Origin of the sequence: Streptococcus sp. 2_1_36FAA, from assembly GCF_000161955.2 — a bacterium.
In the GTDB taxonomy this organism is placed as follows: domain Bacteria; phylum Bacillota; class Bacilli; order Lactobacillales; family Streptococcaceae; genus Streptococcus; species Streptococcus gordonii.
Window position 1 is genome coordinate 454,452 of the sequence record NZ_KI391976.1, and the last position, 17,720, is coordinate 472,171.

17 protein-coding genes are annotated in these 17,720 nt (G+C 42.3%); 2 read left to right on the forward strand and 15 right to left on the reverse strand.

The window, feature by feature from the left end; translation table 11 throughout:
• Window positions 1-77: 77 nt before the first annotated feature.
• The 9 genes from HMPREF0847_RS09990 to HMPREF0847_RS10030 all read right to left on the reverse strand — a co-directional run bounded on the left by HMPREF0847_RS09990 (window position 78) and on the right by HMPREF0847_RS10030 (window position 8,863).
• On the reverse strand, window positions 78-788 hold the full coding sequence (locus tag HMPREF0847_RS09990) for a TIGR00266 family protein (RefSeq protein WP_008808197.1): 711 nt from the start codon (window positions 786-788) through the stop codon (window positions 78-80).
• Between the two features lie 112 nt (window positions 789-900).
• Window positions 901-2,262 carry a DNA repair protein RadA gene (gene radA, locus HMPREF0847_RS09995; RefSeq protein ID WP_071788350.1) on the reverse strand — a complete coding sequence of 454 codons (1,362 nt, stop codon included), beginning with the start codon at window positions 2,260-2,262 and terminating at the stop codon, window positions 901-903.
• A 12-nt stretch (window positions 2,263-2,274) separates the two neighbouring features.
• Complete coding sequence (locus HMPREF0847_RS10000) at window positions 2,275-2,790, reverse strand: histidine phosphatase family protein (protein WP_008808195.1); 516 nt, start codon at window positions 2,788-2,790, stop codon at window positions 2,275-2,277.
• An 18-nt stretch (window positions 2,791-2,808) separates the two neighbouring features.
• A complete protein-coding gene (locus HMPREF0847_RS10005) occupies window positions 2,809-3,267 on the reverse strand; it encodes an isochorismatase family protein (RefSeq protein ID WP_008808194.1) in 459 nt (152 codons plus the stop codon).
• Window positions 3,268-3,276: 9 nt separating this feature from the next.
• Window positions 3,277-3,720 (reverse strand): dUTP diphosphatase, encoded by a 444-nt coding sequence (locus HMPREF0847_RS10010; RefSeq protein WP_008808193.1) that lies wholly within the window; start codon window positions 3,718-3,720, stop codon window positions 3,277-3,279.
• 84 nt (window positions 3,721-3,804) lie between these two features.
• Window positions 3,805-4,254, reverse strand: coding sequence for an 8-oxo-dGTP diphosphatase (locus tag HMPREF0847_RS10015; RefSeq protein WP_008808192.1), 450 nt, complete (start codon window positions 4,252-4,254; stop codon window positions 3,805-3,807).
• A gap of 263 nt (window positions 4,255-4,517) precedes the next feature.
• Window positions 4,518-5,207, reverse strand: a complete 690-nt coding sequence (locus tag HMPREF0847_RS10020; RefSeq protein ID WP_008808191.1) for a gamma-glutamyl-gamma-aminobutyrate hydrolase family protein — start codon at window positions 5,205-5,207, stop codon at window positions 4,518-4,520.
• A gap of 178 nt (window positions 5,208-5,385) precedes the next feature.
• Window positions 5,386-7,155, reverse strand: a complete 1,770-nt coding sequence (locus tag HMPREF0847_RS10025) for an ABC transporter ATP-binding protein (protein WP_008808190.1) — start codon at window positions 7,153-7,155, stop codon at window positions 5,386-5,388.
• A 1-nt stretch (window position 7,156) separates the two neighbouring features.
• Window positions 7,157-8,863, reverse strand: coding sequence for an ABC transporter ATP-binding protein (locus HMPREF0847_RS10030; RefSeq protein ID WP_020992828.1), 1,707 nt, complete (start codon window positions 8,861-8,863; stop codon window positions 7,157-7,159).
• A 195-nt stretch (window positions 8,864-9,058) separates the two neighbouring features.
• Between HMPREF0847_RS10030 and HMPREF0847_RS10035 the strand changes: the two genes are divergently transcribed.
• Together HMPREF0847_RS10035 and galU are read left to right on the forward strand one after the other, a co-directional pair.
• Window positions 9,059-10,075, forward strand: a complete 1,017-nt coding sequence (locus HMPREF0847_RS10035; protein WP_008808188.1) for an NAD(P)H-dependent glycerol-3-phosphate dehydrogenase — start codon at window positions 9,059-9,061, stop codon at window positions 10,073-10,075.
• A 29-nt stretch (window positions 10,076-10,104) separates the two neighbouring features.
• Complete coding sequence (gene galU / locus HMPREF0847_RS10040; protein WP_020992829.1) at window positions 10,105-11,013, forward strand: UTP--glucose-1-phosphate uridylyltransferase GalU; 909 nt, start codon at window positions 10,105-10,107, stop codon at window positions 11,011-11,013.
• Between the two features lie 120 nt (window positions 11,014-11,133).
• Here galU and abpB read toward each other — a convergent pair whose 3' ends face one another.
• The 6 genes from abpB to HMPREF0847_RS10070 all read right to left on the reverse strand — a co-directional run bounded on the left by abpB (window position 11,134) and on the right by HMPREF0847_RS10070 (window position 17,603).
• A complete protein-coding gene (abpB, locus tag HMPREF0847_RS10045) occupies window positions 11,134-13,086 on the reverse strand; it encodes a C69 family dipeptidase AbpB (RefSeq protein ID WP_008808186.1) in 1,953 nt (650 codons plus the stop codon).
• A 312-nt stretch (window positions 13,087-13,398) separates the two neighbouring features.
• Window positions 13,399-14,082 carry a rhomboid family intramembrane serine protease gene (locus HMPREF0847_RS10050; protein WP_008808185.1) on the reverse strand — a complete coding sequence of 228 codons (684 nt, stop codon included), beginning with the start codon at window positions 14,080-14,082 and terminating at the stop codon, window positions 13,399-13,401.
• The gene (locus HMPREF0847_RS10055) at window positions 14,063-14,602 is read right to left on the reverse strand and encodes a 5-formyltetrahydrofolate cyclo-ligase (protein ID WP_008808184.1); all 540 of its coding nucleotides are present in this window, start codon (window positions 14,600-14,602) and stop codon (window positions 14,063-14,065) included. The genes HMPREF0847_RS10050 and HMPREF0847_RS10055 overlap by 20 nt, the downstream gene beginning before the upstream one ends.
• Before the next feature lie 19 nt (window positions 14,603-14,621).
• Window positions 14,622-15,755 carry an N-acetyldiaminopimelate deacetylase gene (locus HMPREF0847_RS10060; protein ID WP_008808183.1) on the reverse strand — a complete coding sequence of 378 codons (1,134 nt, stop codon included), beginning with the start codon at window positions 15,753-15,755 and terminating at the stop codon, window positions 14,622-14,624.
• A gap of 88 nt (window positions 15,756-15,843) precedes the next feature.
• The gene (gene dapD, locus HMPREF0847_RS10065) at window positions 15,844-16,542 is read right to left on the reverse strand and encodes a 2,3,4,5-tetrahydropyridine-2,6-dicarboxylate N-acetyltransferase (protein ID WP_008808182.1); all 699 of its coding nucleotides are present in this window, start codon (window positions 16,540-16,542) and stop codon (window positions 15,844-15,846) included.
• A gap of 110 nt (window positions 16,543-16,652) precedes the next feature.
• Window positions 16,653-17,603 carry a hypothetical protein gene (locus HMPREF0847_RS10070; protein WP_008808181.1) on the reverse strand — a complete coding sequence of 317 codons (951 nt, stop codon included), beginning with the start codon at window positions 17,601-17,603 and terminating at the stop codon, window positions 16,653-16,655.
• Between the last annotated feature and the right edge of the window lie 117 nt (window positions 17,604-17,720).

Consider the following 17,720-nt stretch of genomic DNA (forward strand, 5'->3'; position numbering starts at 1 on the left):
TTACCAGCTTTTTTAAGATTTGTCAGAGATAAAGCTTCTTACTCATGAAAAATTTATATGCCCAGGAATAGTCAAGCCTACTCTTTTGTAGGAATATATCCACCCAAAATTTTAGCGAAAGTTTCAACATTTAGACTTTGAACATAGATTTCTCCTGTACCTCGGAAAGTATTAACAACACCTTCTCCTGTACCGACAGATTGTAAAAAACCATTTTCCAAGTGAATGTCATAATGCAAGTCTTTGCTCCAGGCAACAACATGGGCATTATCAATCGTCATTTCTTGGTCTTTCAGTTCAATTTTCTTGATAGCTCCAAAGGCATTGACTAAGAGTGTTCCTTCTCCTTGAGTGGTCATGACAAAGAAACCTCCTTGACCGCCAAACAAGGCACGGCCAATAGACTGGCGTTCCATCGTATAAAATGCTGAACCATCCAAAGCAAGGAAAGCTCCATCGTTCAATCGATATTGATGTTCCCCTAAATACAAGGGCATTACCTGACCCGGAACATTAGGAGCTAGAGCTAAGAGGCCACCATCTGCATCAGATAAAGCTTCCGTAATAAAGGTGCTTTCACCAGACACCATCGAACGTCCAACTGCTTTAACTAATTTACCAAGACCAGATCCTTTTGCATTCAGTTTGGTTCTTAATTTAACACTAGAAGAATGATAAACCATGCTTCCGCGCTGAATATAGGCTTTTTCGCCTTTATCTAATACAATTTCTACAAAAGGAAATTGGCTATTGTTTTCAATAGTAAAATTCATGCGATTATCTGACATCAGATTTCTCCTTTTATCTTGTTTTGAGCAAAGAGAACTAATCCTTGCACCTGTTTTATTTATCTACCAAAGTCGTTACATTGACAGTTTTATTTACCTATAAAGCAAGGTTCTAAGCAAACACTTTCTTTAAGACTTCCCCAATCGTCGTCACACCGATGACTTGGATATTGTCTGGAACTTTGAGGCCGTTCAGAGAGTTTTTAGGAGCATAGACCTTGGTGAAACCCAGCTTTGCTGCTTCGTTGATACGCTGCTCGATACGGTTGACCCGTCGGATTTCGCCAGTCAGGCCAATTTCACCAATAAAGCACTCTTGAGGATTGGTAGGCAAATCCTTGTAGCTGGAAGCAATGGCTACCGCTACCGCCAAATCAATGGCTGGCTCATCTAGCTTAACTCCACCAGCTGATTTGAGATAGGCGTCTTGATTTTGCAGGAGGAGCCCCGCCCGTTTTTCTAGAACCGCCATGATAAGGCTGGCTCTGTTAAAGTCCAGACCAGTCGTGGTTCGCTTGGCATTGCCAAACATGGTCGGTGTCACCAAAGCCTGCACCTCTGCCAAAATCGGCCGCGTTCCTTCCATGGTCACGACAATAGAAGAGCCTGTCGCACCATCCAGGCGCTCTTCTAAAAAGACTTCACTGGGATTGACAACCTCAACTAGCCCGCCAGACTGCATTTCAAAAATGCCAATCTCATTGGTCGAACCAAAGCGGTTCTTGACGGCTCTCAAGATACGAAAAGTGTGCTGGCGTTCACCCTCAAAATAAAGCACAGTATCCACCATATGCTCTAGCGTCCGAGGACCAGCTAAGGTTCCTTCCTTGGTCATGTGGCCAACGATAAAGGTCGCGATATTATTGGTCTTGGCCAGCTGCATGAGCTCAGCCGTCACCTCGCGAACCTGAGAGACAGAGCCTTGAACACTGGAAATTTCCGGCGACATAACTGTCTGAATGGAGTCAATAATCAGAAAATCTGGCTTATTCTTTTCAATCTCTGTGCGGATATTTTGCATATTGGTCTCAGCGTAGAGGTAAAATTCACTGTCAATATCACCGAGGCGTTCCGCCCGCAGCTTAATCTGCTCAGCAGATTCCTCCCCGCTGACATAGAGAACGGTGCCCTGATGAGAAAGCTGAGTGGACACCTGCAAAAGCAGGGTGGATTTCCCGATACCAGGATCTCCACCAATCAGAACAAGACTGCCAGGTACTACGCCACCACCCAGCACACGGTTGAACTCGTCCATTTCTGTCTTGGTCCGATTGACATCAATCGAAGTAATCTCAGCCAGCTTCATGGGCCGAGTCTTTTCACCTGTCAAGGAAACACGAGCATGCTTGACTTCTGCAGCCTCTACTTCCTCAACAAAAGAAGACCACGCTCCACAATTAGGACAGCGGCCTAGATACTTGGGCGAATGGTATTCACAATTTTGACACACAAAGGTCGTTTTTTTCTTAGCGATGAGATATCTCCTTTATATTTCTAATTCACATTCAATAAACTGGCAAAAATCAATCTGCTGATCAGCTACAAACTGGCGGATGAGCATGCGATGAGCTACAAGAGCTATCGTCTCGTAGTCTCTGTATTTGCTTAAGGCACGAAAAAAGCGGGCTTTCATCTGCTCAGCCGTTTCATACCGGACAGGACTTCCTGCAGGAATAGAACCATTATTTTCAAAAAATAACTTCCGAGCCTGCTCAAACTTTTCTGTCCCACTCTCATATACCTGCCATTCATGCAGCAAAGGCTCCACAAAAAGCGATAGTTGGCGGTTTCGAATCAGATAGGAAGCCGTCTCCAAAGCCCGCGTCAAAGAAGAGGAGATCATAATTTCCGCTTGTTCCAGCAAAGGATTAGCAGTGGCCTCTGTCGCCATCCGACGACCAGCAGCCGACAAGGGAGCCAAATCTAGTCCAAAGCCAGTATAACCAGCCTCTTCCAAAAGTGAATAATCTGGCTCTCCGTGGCGGATAAAAATGATTTTCATGCTAATATCCTCATAAAGCTATCTAATCTTGATTCCGCAATCTTTCCATTGCTTCATTGTTTTAGAGAATTTCTTCTGGTGGGCAACTCCGACAACGGACAAATCGACAGAAACCTGATAATTCTCCTTGACAGCTGCCAAAACGGAAGCCTTGACACAGCCATTGCCATCTACCCCTATAAACTCTAAGCTTTTAGCACCAGTTCCCTCTAAAAACTCTTTTAAATCCGGATTCGTAAAGCAAGAAGCCCGACGCTTCTCAAAGATGCGAGAAGATATAACCTTCAAGCCGGTCGCAAATTTCTTCTTCCTATCTTTTCTCTCCCAGAAAAAACGATTGAGAATATAGATAACCCGATTGCTGGGATAACTAGCTATTTTGTCATTGACAGCCGCAGTCAGTGCTTCATTATCATATGCTTTTCCTGCAGCAACATAATCTGACTGCATATCTACAACTAATAAATAGTCTTCCATTTTTTCACTCTATTTCCCTGTCGATCCAAACCCGCCAGTCCGCACGCCATCTGCTTCATCTCCATCCGCAATTAAAAAGGGTGCAAAGACAGCCTGCACGATACGGTCTCCAACTTCAAGGACGACTTCCTGATCTGTGATGTTTTTCATCTGAGCAAAGATATGACCTTCGTTTCCAGGGTTGCCATAGTAGTCGCCATCAATGACCCCCACGGAGTTAATCAAGACCAAGCCTTTTTTGCGAGGATTGGACGAGCGGTCGTAAAGATAAAGTACCTCTCCGGCTTGCATATAGGCCTTGACACCGGTCGGAACTAGCTTAATATCTCCTGGTGCTATGACGGTACGCTCTGCCACTTTCAAGTCGTAGCCAGCTGCGTGAGCCGTCTCTCTCTTGGGTAGCAAATCATCATTTGTAAAGCTGGAAACCAGCTCAAATCCGCGAATTTTCATGCATTTCTCTTTTCTATTTTTACTGCCCCTATTATACTAAATTCGGTAAAAACAAGCAAAAAAACCGCCGATTGGCGATTCTCTCTAGTATAGATCTCTGATAACCTCTCCATTATCCAGATAGGTAAACTGCTCCGTCAAATCTGATGTGAAAACTTGATACATTTCCTTAAAGCTCACAGCCAGCGAGTAGCTGTCAAAATCTTCACGGTTAACCCAGAACACTTCGCCTTCGTCGGATGACACTAGCTCTCCTTCAAAACGATTGGTCTTGTAAAGAAAAACGATGTAGCGCTCATCTTTTTCAGTATAAAACTGCTTGACACCACACAAGCGAGGCTCATAGATAGTCAAACCCGTTTCTTCCTTGATTTCCCGTATCACTGATTTGACAAAGGATTCACGATTTTCAACATGGCCACCTGGAAAGCAAAGGCCGGTCCAATCATCATTTACTTTATTTTGCACTAAAATGCGGTCTCCATCGTAAACCATACACATATTTGTTAAAATAACTCGCTCCGCTCTTGACATCTCTCTTCCTCCATCTACTGACCGATTCGCTTGGCCTACTTGTGACTCATTATAACATAAAAGACATTAAATTACTGAAAATCCAGATTTCTCAGCCTTTCCAGCAAAAAAACCGCCAATTGGGCGGTTCTTATAGGGAGATTATTATGAAAAAGAAAAGTTTTAGGATTTCTAAACAAAGTTAGGAGGTCTTTGTTTATGGTCTTAGTATAAATCTCTTACCTTAAACTTTCCTAAAAGCAAACTGAAAGGTTTAAAAATTTTTATAATTCCTGCAAAAGATAGTGAAATAACTCTAAATTCCCCTTTTCTTCCCCAATCAAAAACTCCGGATGCCATTGAAGCCCAATGATCCGATGGTTATCGATGGACTCGATAGCTTCGATAGTATTGTCTCTTGGGTCAAAAGCCGTCGCGCGAAAATTAGGAGCCAAGTCCTTGATACTTTGACGGTGGACTGAGTTAATCCGACTAGCTTGACCAAATAAACGCTCTACAACACTTCCTTTTTCCGTACGAATCGAATGCGAAGTCCCAAAAGGCTGACCCTGCCAATGATTATCAATCTGCTGGTTTAAAGTACCACCAAAAGCAACATTTACCAGTTGCAGACCACGACAAATTGCCATAACAGGTTTGTTCTGGCGTAAGGCTTCTTTTAAAAGTGCTAATTCAAATTCATCACGGGCGATATTATAATCGTCACTATCAATAGTTTTTTCTTCCCCATAGAATTTTGGATGGACATTCTGCCCACCTGATAAAATCAGCTTGTCTATGGTTTCTACATAATCCTCGACCAGGCTTCTATCGCCAAGAGGAATCACCATTGGCAGACCACCAGCCATTCGTACGCCGTCCACAAACTTTCGTGAAACAGAGGTGTGAATATTTTTTCCGTCTTCATCAACTGGGCAAAGATTGGCCGAAATTCCAACAATTGTTCTGCACATAGGAGACTCCTTTCTCAAGATATACTTTATCTTACCACGACTAGCACTTCTCGTCCAATAAATTTTTTTAAAGCAACTTATAAAAATTTTTTATCAAGTACTTGCTAGAAAGTTTTAAGGAAAAACTCCCGAATGAATTTAAAATTCAAACGAGAGTTGTAAAATATGAATCAATTCTTTACTCAAAGACAAATTGATTATGATAGAGTTCTGAATAGAATCCTCCGAGCTGAAGAAGTTGATGGTGGTCCCCTTGCTCAATCACCTCTCCATCTTTAAGGACGATAATCTGGTCAGCATTGAGGATTGTCTTGAGGCGATGGGCAATGACAAAGCTAGTTCGACCAGCTACAATGGCTTCCATAGCCTGCTGAATCTTGCTCTCTGTTACCGTATCGACATTAGACGTCGCCTCGTCCAAAATCAAGACTTGCGGGTCCGTCAGCAAAGTTCTAGCAATGGAAATCAACTGTTTCTGCCCAGTTGAGAAAATATTCTGGTCATCATCCACCAAGGTATCATATTTGTCTGGCAGACTTTCGATATAGTCATGAATATGTGTCGCACGCGCAGCCGTTTCGACCATTTCCTGACTAGCATCCGGCACACCGAAGCGGATATTGTCCCGAATCGTGCCACTAAAGAGCACCGAATCCTGCAGAACAATCCCCACATGGCTCCGCAGACTGTCCAACTCATAATCTCGAATGTCGCGACCGTCAAACTCAATACTGCCACTATCCACATCGTAAAAGCGATTGAGCAGGTTCATAATGGTCGTCTTACCTGATCCAGTCGGGCCAACAACAGCCGTCATCTTACCCTTAGGAGCAAAGATAGACACGTCTTTGAGGATGGGCTTGCCTTCTACATATGAGAAGTCCACATGCTTGATCTCTACTGAGTCTGTGAGCTCTGTGAAAGCAGGCGCATTCTCTGGCCGGACTTCCTCGGGCGCGTCAAACATCTCCTGAATCCGGTCAGCCCCTGTAAAGGCCAACTGCAAACTGCCCCAGCTGGCTGCAATCTGGATGATAGGCTGATAATATTGCTGAGAAAACTGGGCATAAGTCGTAATCAAACCAACTGCAACAGCCGTTTCGACATTAGGGTCGCTCAGTAAGACAGCTGAACCAACAAAAATGACTATGGCTGTATTAATCAGACTCATTCCATTCATGATGGGGAAGAGAAGTCCTGAGAAAGCTCTGCCCTTAAAAGTAGCTGAACGGACTCGATCATTTTGCTCAAGGAAGCCTTTGATGACTTCTTCTTGCATGCCCTGAACAATAACAGCCTTCTGACCGGAAATGGTTTCATCCATATAGGCATTAAGTTGACCAACTTCTTTTTGCTGGAGATTGGTGTACTTTCTAGCTAGTTTAACAATCACGACTAAAACCACAATAGCTAGGGGAGTGCTGGCAACAGTAATCCAAGCCAAGCGAGCATTCTGCCGGAACATGATGATCACAAGGACAAGGTAGAGAAGAATATTGCTTAAAACTTGAATCATACTTTCGTTCAAGGCCTGAAGAATATTGTCCAAGTCACTGGTAAAGCGTGACAAGATATCCCCGTCCTGATGACGATCAAAAAAGGATACGGTTAATTTAGCTAGTTTTCCAAAGAGACCCTTGCGCATCTCATTGGTCGAATGCGAAATCACTCGGCTCATCAAAACCATATAAATCAAGCTAGAAATTGACAGACAGAGAAAGGTTAGAAACAGCTTGGTCATAAGGGATGCAAAAGCAGCTAAAAGCTGATTTTTTTCTCCGCCATTAGCCAAGGCATTGCCTAATTCAACTAGATGTTGAACAGCCTGACCAACATAAATCGGAAAGAGCACTTGTAAAATAGTAGAAGCAACCATCATCACGATTACAATAAGAAAAGATAAGCTATAGTCTTTAAAATATTTCCAGAAAAATTTTACGGTCCGCATCTTAATCCTCCTTTCCTTTCTGTGTCTCGTATATCTCACGATAGACTTCATTTGTTGCGACTAGCTCTTTATGCGTTCCTTGCCCGATTAAGCGGCCTTGGTCTAAGACTAAAATCTTATCTGCATGGACAACCGAACTAATCTTTTGAGCAATGACAATGGTGGTCGTGCCCTTCAAGTCCTTGTTTAAGGCTTCTTGAACCAATTTTTCTGATTTGGCATCTAAAGCTGAGGTCGAATCATCTAAAATTAGGATCTTGGGATGGTTGACGACACCACGCGCAATGGACATCCTTTGCTTCTGGCCACCAGAGAAGTTATTCCCGCGTTCTTCTACCTGACTGTCAAAGCTGTCCGCCATACGGCCAATAAACTCACTGGCTTGAGCAACCCCTGCCGCCCATTCCATCTCGGGCAGAGAAGCATCGAGTTTCCCTTGACGAAGATTGTCAGCAATGGTCCCGCTAAAGAGAATAGCCCGCTGCAAGACAATAGAAACATTTTTCCGAAGACTTCCCTGACTGACTTCTCGCAAATCCTTACCGCCAATTGAAATAGAGCCTTCTTGGGGATCAAAGAGGCGAGGAATCAGCTGAGCCAAGGTAGACTTACCAGCACCCGTTGCACCGACAACACCAACCATTTCCCCTGGAGAGACTTCGAAACTAATATCTTTTAGAATTGGACTTTCATCTGTTGGATAAGTAAAGGTCACATGATCAAAACGAATGCTGCCTTCTAAGTCTTCATCTGCTATATCTGGGAAGGTCATGGCAGGCTCTGTATCTAAAACCTCATTGAGACGTCTCATTGATATAATAGCCCGCGTCACACCATTTCCTAAAAAACCAACCATGATAATAGTAAAGATGATTTGATTCAGGTAGCCAATGAAAGAAGCAATTGAACTGACTACTCCCGCGTCTGTAGCAAGCATGCCTGACAAGGTCCAAATAGCCAGATAAACTGCTCCGTAACCGATGAACATCATTATTGGTTCAACAACTGAAAAAGCGTAACCGATAAATAAATTTTGATCCAGGAGTTCATCAGAAACATGGCTGAATTTATCAAATTGTGCCCTTTCTTGCACAAAAGACTTCACCACCCGAACTCCTCGAAGATTTTCCTTGGCAATAGCATTCATTTGCTCTAACAAGGTTTGAAATTTCTTAAACCGAGGCCCCATAAGCCCCATCATCATAGCTGTCAACCCAGTCACAAGTAAAATTAGGAGGGCAATAATCCACCAGAGTTCCGGAACAGTCACGATGGCCAGGACAACCGAACCAATGAATAGGACTGGCAGGCGAAGCAAGATTTGAAACATCATCATAACCAGATTTTGAATTTGATTAATATCATTGGTCATCCGAACAACCAGATTTCCGGCATTGAACTGCTCAATATTGGCATAAGAGAAAGTCTGGATCTTGCGAAAGGTCTTTTCCCTCAAATCAGATGACACTGCTTGGGCAATATAAGCTGCTGTTGTCACATTAATACCACCAGCAACCAAACCAATAATTCCCATACCAATCAGCCAAGCCCCCGCTTGATAAATGGCTTTACTATCACTCATCTGCAAGGCATCCAGCACCTGCTTAAGGAGCCAAGGTTGCAACAGTGAACTGGCAATCATCAAGCCAGTCATTACAATCGAACACACAACAAACCATTTGTACTTTAATAAGGTTTTTACAAACATCATCTTCCCTCTATTAGTTCTCTCTTTTTCCTTCGTTTTCTTACTATATCACAGAAAAAATCAATGTCAAGCTTATTGAGCTTAGCTTTAAAATGACCATAAGAAAATAAGAACATTTAAGCTTGAAAACGATTTTTTTCTTTTAATATGATAGAATAGAGTAGAATACTCTAGTTAGAAATGGAAATAAGAAAGATGGATAAACAACGAGTTGCTGTAATCGGTCCTGGCTCTTGGGGTACAGCTTTATCACAAGTGCTAAATGATAATGGTCACGAAGTACGTATTTGGGGTAACATTGCTGAACAGATTGATGAAATCAACCAAGCGCATACAAACACACGTTATTTTAAAGATACTGTCCTCGATGAAAAAATCAAAGCCTACCACAGTCTAGCAGAAGCCTTAGATGGTGCTGATGCGGTTCTATTTGTGGTGCCAACCAAGGTCACAAGACTGGTAGCAAAACAAGTCGCTCAAATCCTAGACCACAAGGTTAAGGTTATGCATGCTTCCAAAGGTTTGGAACCCGACAGCCATGAACGTATTTCTACAATCTTAGAAGAGGAAATCCCGAGTGAATTGCGTAGTGAAATTGTCGTTGTTTCAGGTCCTAGCCATGCTGAGGAAACCATTGTTCGCGATATCACTCTCATTACAGCAGCTTCTAAGGACCTAGAAGCTGCCAAATATGTACAGAAACTTTTCAGCAACCACTATTTCCGCCTCTATACCAATACAGATGTGGTTGGAGTCGAGACTGCAGGCGCTCTTAAAAATATTATCGCTGTCGGAGCTGGGGCTCTACACGGCCTAGGCTATGGCGACAATGCCAAGGCTGCCATTATCACGCGTGGACTGGCTGAAATCACTCGCTTAGGAGTAAAACTTGGTGCTAGTCCTTTGACCTATAGCGGTTTATCTGGAGTCGGTGACCTTATTGTTACTGGTACTTCTATCCACTCTCGCAACTGGCGGGCTGGGGATGCTCTTGGACGTGGAGAAAAATTAGCGGATATTGAAGCTAACATGGGCATGGTGATTGAAGGAATTTCCACTACCAAGGCTGCTTATGAATTGGCTCAGGAATTAGATGTTTATATGCCTATTACCCAGGCCATTTATAAAGTCATTTATCAAGGCCATGATATAAAAGAGGCTATCTTCGAAATCATGAACAATGAATTCAAGGCCGAGAATGAATGGTCATAACCAAATCTATATCTGGAAAGGATTTACTGATGTCAAAAGTTAAGAAAGCTGTCATTCCGGCAGCGGGTCTTGGAACTCGTTTCCTACCTGCTACTAAGGCGCTTGCTAAAGAAATGCTACCTATCGTGGACAAGCCTACCATTCAATTTATTGTTGAAGAAGCTCTCAAATCAGGTATTGATGATATTTTAGTCGTAACTGGTAAGTCAAAACGTTCGATTGAGGACCATTTCGATTCCAACTTTGAACTTGAATACAATCTCAAAGAAAAAGGCAAAGATGACCTTTTGAAATTAGTTGATGAAACCACTGGTATTGGCCTACACTTCATTCGACAAAGTCATCCGCGTGGGCTGGGAGATGCTGTGCTTCAAGCTAAGGCTTTTGTCGGCAACGAACCTTTTGTTGTCATGTTAGGTGATGACCTTATGGATATCACTAATGATAAAGCTATGCCACTTACTAAACAGCTGATGAACGACTATGAAGCAACCCACGCTTCTACTATTGCGGTTATGGAGGTCCCTCATGAAGAAGTTTCTTCATATGGTGTCATCGCTCCGCAAGGCGAAGGCGTCAATGGCCTTTATAGTGTTGAAAAATTTGTTGAAAAACCAAGTCCGGAGGAAGCTCCAAGTAATTTAGCAATTATTGGTCGCTATTTGCTTACTCCAGAAATCTTTGAAATCTTGGAAAATCAAGCTCCTGGTGCTGGAAATGAAATCCAACTGACAGATGCCATTGATACTCTTAACAAGACCCAGCGCGTATTTGCCCGTGAATTCAAGGGTGACCGCTACGATGTTGGTGACAAGTTTGGTTTCATGAAAACATCTATCGATTACGCTCTCAAACATCCGCAGGTCAAAGATGATTTGGAACAATATATTATTGAACTTGGTAAAAAGCTAGAAGAGAAAACTAAAAAGCAAAACTAAGAATGAATTAAGACCGATTGGTCTCATGCCTTTTCTATTACCAAAAATACAAAAACACCTAGATTTAACTAGGTGTTTTCTTATATCCAATGACTAGCTTTCTCAACAGAAAAATTAGTTTCAGTTAGAGAATGTTCCAATATTCTTGAAATCTTTTCCGCCTTCATAATTTCCTGCAAAACCAAAGCGGTTGTTTGGATTGCCTTCTGCATTGGCAACTGTTGTTTGTGAAGCTTGACTTGGCTCTTGAGAAGCTTGGCTTTGTACCTGAGGAGCTTCAGTGCGAGTAGATGTTTGTCCGAATACTTGCACATTTGCTGTAGCTGCATAGCCAAAACGATTGTTTGGATTACCTTCTGCATTAGCAGGAATATCATGAGTCGGAGGTGCTGCAACATAGTATTCAGCAGGAAGTACGTTTTTATTTACTTCTTCAGTTGCTTTTGGTTTTTCCGGAGTTTTTGGAGTATCTGGTTTTTCAGGTGTTGATGGGTCTTGTTTATCATCTGGTTGTGAAGCGCGATAAGGATCAGACTTACGTCCAGCAGCTTCTAATTGTTTTTCCATCAACTTTTCATAGTCCTTAAAGTGTTGGAAAAGACGATCTGATAAATCAAGTGCATCTTTTGTCACTTTGTGTTCAGCAGCTTTAGCAGCTTCTGGTTGATCTTTCAGTGAATAATACTCAATATCCTTCTTCTCTTGATCAATGATGAATTGTTTTTCAAGCATCTTCCAATGATCTTGAACAGTCTTACCGAAAATATCTTGGTTCTTAATTGCCATTTGGTCAATGTGCCATACTGTCCAGTACCATGAGTTTGGATCATAAGTAGCAGTTTGAGGTTTAAAGGCTTGATAAGTATCTTGAACGTTACCATAGAAAGGTACATATGGTGTGTTACGTGATGGTCCTAAACCGAGCCATACTTTACCACCAAAAGATTTTGGCAACTTCGGATCAATTTGATAAACATGGGCATCGATAACATTTTCATTACCAAGAGCATATTTGTATTGATCTTTCCGAACAGCATCATTTGCCCCATTGTCGCCTTGTTTCTTGACCCCAATTTGATCATCAGGTATAAAACGACCATTCAAGTGTTCAAAGCGGTTCCGTTGCAAAGCAAAGGCATCTTCAAGAGTAAATCTCTTGTTTGGATCAGTTGGAGAGCGGAAGAGTTCATACTCATCATCTTCGTAAGTAATTTTAGATTTAGGATCAAGAAGTGTAATTCCTGCATATGTACGAGAACGATCCCCTTCTGCGTATTTTTCAGGTCCATATGATTTAGCAATGTGGAAATTACCATCTTTATCTGTCTTGTAGTTTCCTGCTTCTTGGGCTACTTTTTCTACATCTTTAGAAGCAATAACATTTTCTTTGTCATTCAAATCAACATGACCAAGGTAATAGGTATTAGCAAAAACTGCGTATTTATCTTCTGGTACCTTCACTGCTACATATTGGTGGCCAGATAAGATTTCCATGTACCAAGTTTCTTTTTGGTCTGCAACAACAACAGTATTTCCTTCAGCAGATCCCTTTTCTTCGATGACTTTTGCAAGCAACTCAATTGCTTCACGAGCTGTTTTTGCACGAGGCAAAATAACATCCAGCATCGCAGCTTCTGGAAGACCATCTGCCTTCAGAGGATCTTTTGCAAGTACTTTTTTATTTGGAATTGCTGTAACTGTAGATGTCATTGAAACACCTGCTTCATTAAAGCCATGTTCCCCGAAAGCACCGTTACTACCATCGCCACGAGCAGAATCATAAGTTGCAGTATATTTCATTTCGTTGGCAGCATGTGGATAAGTGAAACCATTAGATTCATCTACAATCTGGTCTCCTTCCTTATAGTTCTTTCCTTCCACAACAACATAGTTTTTATTGTGTTTCCCACCATTGGGATAGTAAGGATAGTCTTCCGTACGGCCAAACATGGTTGAACCGTCAGCTGTCAACTGGCGACCAAAAATAAAACCACAACAAGCTTGAACCGCTTGGATAGGCAACATGAGGATCGCCATCACAGCAATGACAACTTTGAATGTTAACTTCTTCATCGCTAACTCCTTTTTATTTTTTTTGAAAGTCCTAGACTCCCTATATTTACAACCATAGTATACTCCTTTGATCCCGTATTTGCAAGCGCTTTCAAAATTGTTTATTTATACGTTTTACAGATGTAAAATAGGGAAAACATACACCTAGAAATATAAACATTTTAGAAGTTTACTAATTTATTTCTGCTAAAACTAATTAAGAGTCCATTTTATAAAATATTGATACATCAAATTATTGAAATTCCTTATTTCATCAAAAGTTATAATTATAAAAAAACACCGCTATTTAAAGCGGTACTTAGCTTAATTTTCTTAAAAAATTGGTCTTTGAAAAGTCATAAAAATCAAAATGGCTACTAATCCCAGATAGACTATTAGGGCTAAAAATCTTTGTGGCTTACTAAATGCATTGCGTTCGCCTGAAACTGGTAGAATCACCGCACCTAAAGCTCCACCAACAAGACCACCTAAGTGACCAGAAAGACTGATTCCTGGTAAGAAACTCATGATTAGATTGACAGCCAGTAGGCTCATATAGGATTGCCCCAACTGCTGAAGATAGTGGTTTCGTGTGGCATAGCGCAGAACGACGACTGACGCAAAGAGACCGAAAAGCGATGTAGAGGCTCCTGCAGCCAGACTGTTTGGTGAAAAATATACGACGAATAGATTCCCCATCACCCCAGACATGAGATAGAGCATTAAGAATTTCCATGGTCCGAAAATATCTTCTATCTGACGGCCAAGGAAATACAGAGTAAGCATATTGACCACAAAATGCTCTAAACCAATATGGACAAAAATAGCAGCAAAAACTCGCCAAAATTCTATAGGCATCTCTTGGATTGTATAGCCATGTACTGCCCCAAAGCGATACAAGGCTTCCGTACTACTATATTGGAAACCGTAGAAAAGAAACATTAAAGCAAAGACAAGGCTCGTTATGATCAATAAAATACTTGTCACTGGGTAGTTTCTATCGTAGATTTGTTTCATATATGATTAACTCCTTTACCGAGACATCATGCAGATCCGGCTTAAAATTCGCTAGCTGAATTTGATAAAGAGTGCTGACACTAGCTCCAGCAAAATCAGCTAGATAGCGGTCATAGTAGCCACCGCCGTAACCAATCCGAAAGCCTTGAGAATTGAAGGCCACACCTGGCACATGAATCAGATCAATCTCCGTCTTATCGACAGCATCTTCGCTTATCGGCTCCATAAGCCCAAAGGAGCTTTTTTGTAGGCAACTTTCATCATAATCCACAAATATCATCCGACCCTGGCCATAGGTTTTGGGCACTAAAACCCGCTTGCCGTCCAACTGAGCCTGCTTGATAAAGTCTGCGGTAGAGACTTCATGTGGCATAGAAAGATAAGTTGCGATGACTTTAGCTTCTTGATAAGCTCTTGACTGGAGCATGTGATGGGTCAGCCAGTTATCTGCCTGCTCTTTTTCTTTTTCTGAAAGACTCTTCATCTGGTTCAGTACAGTTTGTCTCAGCTCTTTTTTCATGCAACGCGTTCCTCTTTTCTTATCTGTCATTGACTTTATAATCTAGGAATTTCCCAATCTTTTCAATAGCAAAGGGCAGTGCCGCCTCATCCGGTGTCATCTTTGGATGATGAAGGGCATAGGGACTGTCCACTCCTAGCCAGAACATGACGCCCTTGACCTTGCTGAGTAGATAGCCAAAATCCTCACCTGTCATCGCCGGAGCAATATCAATCAGCTCCACTCCGTCTTCCTTCTGGAAAAAGTCCATCAGTTCACCTGCCAGATCAGGATGATTTTCTACAGGCAGATAACCACCTTGCTTGAGCTCCAAGTCCAATTCCAGACCGAAACCTTGGGCTATGCCCTCTGCTATTTCTCGTAAGCGTTTCTGGGTCAAGAGGTTCATCTCCTGAGTCAGAGTCCGAATGGTACCATGCAAAAAGGCCGTTTCTGCGATGACATTGTTGGTTGTGCCAGCATGGAGCGAACCAAAGGTTACAACCGCTCCCTCGATAGGATCGACATTGCGGCTGACAATGGTCTGCACCTGGGTGATAAAGTAGCTAGCCGCAACCAAAGCATCATTGGCTTCATGGGGAAAAGCTGCATGGCCCCCCTTCCCCTTAAAGGTCAGCTTGACTTCACAGGTACCAGCAAAGAGGGTTCCTCTGTTAGTGGCAATATCACCAACTTTGAGATCCGGCCGCACATGAAGTCCGTAAAATTCATCTGGCAGCCAATCGCCAAAAGCATCGTCTTCATACATGAGCATTCCGCCAGCTTCATTTTCCTCAGCAGGCTGAAAGAGAAAGAGCAGATTGTGGGTAGGCTGAGCGCTCACAGCTTGTTCCAGCAGACCTAGAGCCACCGTCATGTGCATATCATGTCCGCAGGCATGCATCCGACCTTCATGAGTACTGGCAAAGTCCAGGCCTGTAGCCTCCACAATCGGTAGACCATCGATATCTGTCCGCCAGCCAATCGTCTTATCCGGTGAACTTCCCTTGATAAAGACCAAAATACCAGTCCGCCAAGTTCGGATTTCCACAAAGTCTAGACCTGCTGTCAGGCCATCAATGACCTGCATCAGGTAGGCATGAGTCTTGTATTCTTCCAGACCGATTTCTGGTATCTGGTGTAAATCACGGCGAATTTTTAGATAATCAAGCATTGTTTCTTTCCTTTATTGTCTTGTCAAACCAGATAAAATCTGACCGCACCCAATCAACTTCGGGCGCGGCACTGTTATTTATGCAATATTAAAGTGTTCGAAGAGCGTCTTCTAGAGCTGTCTTCTGCTGGGTCTTCTCATCAATGGTCTTGATAATTCGAGCTGGAACACCAGCAACCACTACATTTTCAGGAACATCCTGAGTCACAATCGCACCAGCCGCAACAACGGAGCCACTGCCAATTTGTACACCTTCAATCACAACCGCATTGGCACCAATTAGCACATTGTCTCCGACCCGAACTGGCTCTGCGCTAGCTGGTTCAATCACACCTGCTAGAACTGTACCTGCACCGACGTGGCTGTTTTTTCCGACAATAGCTCGGCCACCCAGGATAGCACCCATATCAATCATGGTTCCAGCGCCAATCTCTGCACCAATATTAATGACTGCTCCCATCATGATAACAGCATTATCCCCAATTTCGACTTGGTCACGGATAATAGCACCTGGCTCGATACGGGCATTGATGTCGCGCTTGTCCAAAAGTGGCACAGCCGAGTTACGAGCATCTTGCTCAACGACATAGGTCTTATTTTCCTCTAAGTTCACTAGGAGGGGCTTGATTTCTTCCCAGTCTCCAAAAAGAACATTGCCTAACTTCACAACAGACCAAGGAATGGTACCGTGCAATTCTCCGTTAAAGGTTACCTTGACGGGAGTCTTTTTCTTGGCGTCAGCGATAAATTTGATGATTTCTTGAGCATTCATTTTAGTAGCAGACATAATAGCACCTCTTTGTTCTTTCTATTTTTGATCTAGGAAAGAGGCAAGTCTCTCCTAGCTATCTAATGTTTTCTATTATAACATAATTCGGTCAGTCAGTTTGAACTTTACTAGACATCGAAATCGTTTTTGGATTCTTGGACCTTTTTTAAATGAAACTTTCCATCCTTGTCCCTTGCAAATTCCAAAAGGACGAAGGTTTTATCCTTTGTTTGGTAGGCCATATTCAAAATAGAGTAGCCTTCAATGTTCGATTTATAATACCTTTTGGGAACTCCCACTTGATCAACTATCTCTATATCCGTGATGCCTTTTTCTTCATCTGGGCTAATCCCTCTAAGAAAGGCAAGCCTCTCATCCGTCAGATATTCTTTTTGAGTAGTATCATAAGAAACACTGACAAGATGTGGACCAGAACCTCTGTTCCAGAATTGAATAACAGCCACGCCTCCGCCTTTTAAATTATAAGTCAGTGATAGCAATTTGTCCTTTTTGCCCACTTTCATTTCGTTGCTAGTTTGGGCTAAACCATATTGACGAACAAAATCAGAGACGTGAAGGTTTCTAGTCCCATCATTTTCAATCTTATACTTTACAAAGTCAATCCTCTCCCAATCCAAAGCCTTAGCATTTGGAGAACTATACTTTGACTCTGCTCCCATTGCCTGATCATCTTTATGAGAATTGAGTCCCTTCCCAATTAAGATAAAGAGTCCTATAACAAGCGTTAATACTGCTACAGCAATTAACTTTGAAGAGAAACGAGAAGTCGGTTTAATCCTTTGTATTCTTGCTTCTTTAGCCTTTGATTGATGATCTAAATTCCTAGAACCTAAATTTTGTTTCAGTTTCGGTTTTTGTACGTCCTTGGAATTCAATTCCGATATTGGTGTAGCTGGCTTCTCCGAAATGGCTTCATTTGTTGGTTTGGCTTCCTCATTGCGCTTTGATGCAGGTACCGAGCCAGGCATTTCATTAGAATTTCTTCTAGAAGATTCTTTTGTCTTGCCAAATCGTTCCTTATGTTCTTTTCGTAGTTTGTCTAAGTCTCTTTTTTCCATTCTCTTATCCTTTTTCTCCCTTAAACGAAATCAATATCCTTCTATCTAGTTCTCTATCTCCATATATATTCTAGTCCTTCTCAGATGCTCCAAGTAAATATCGCTTCGTTATCAACA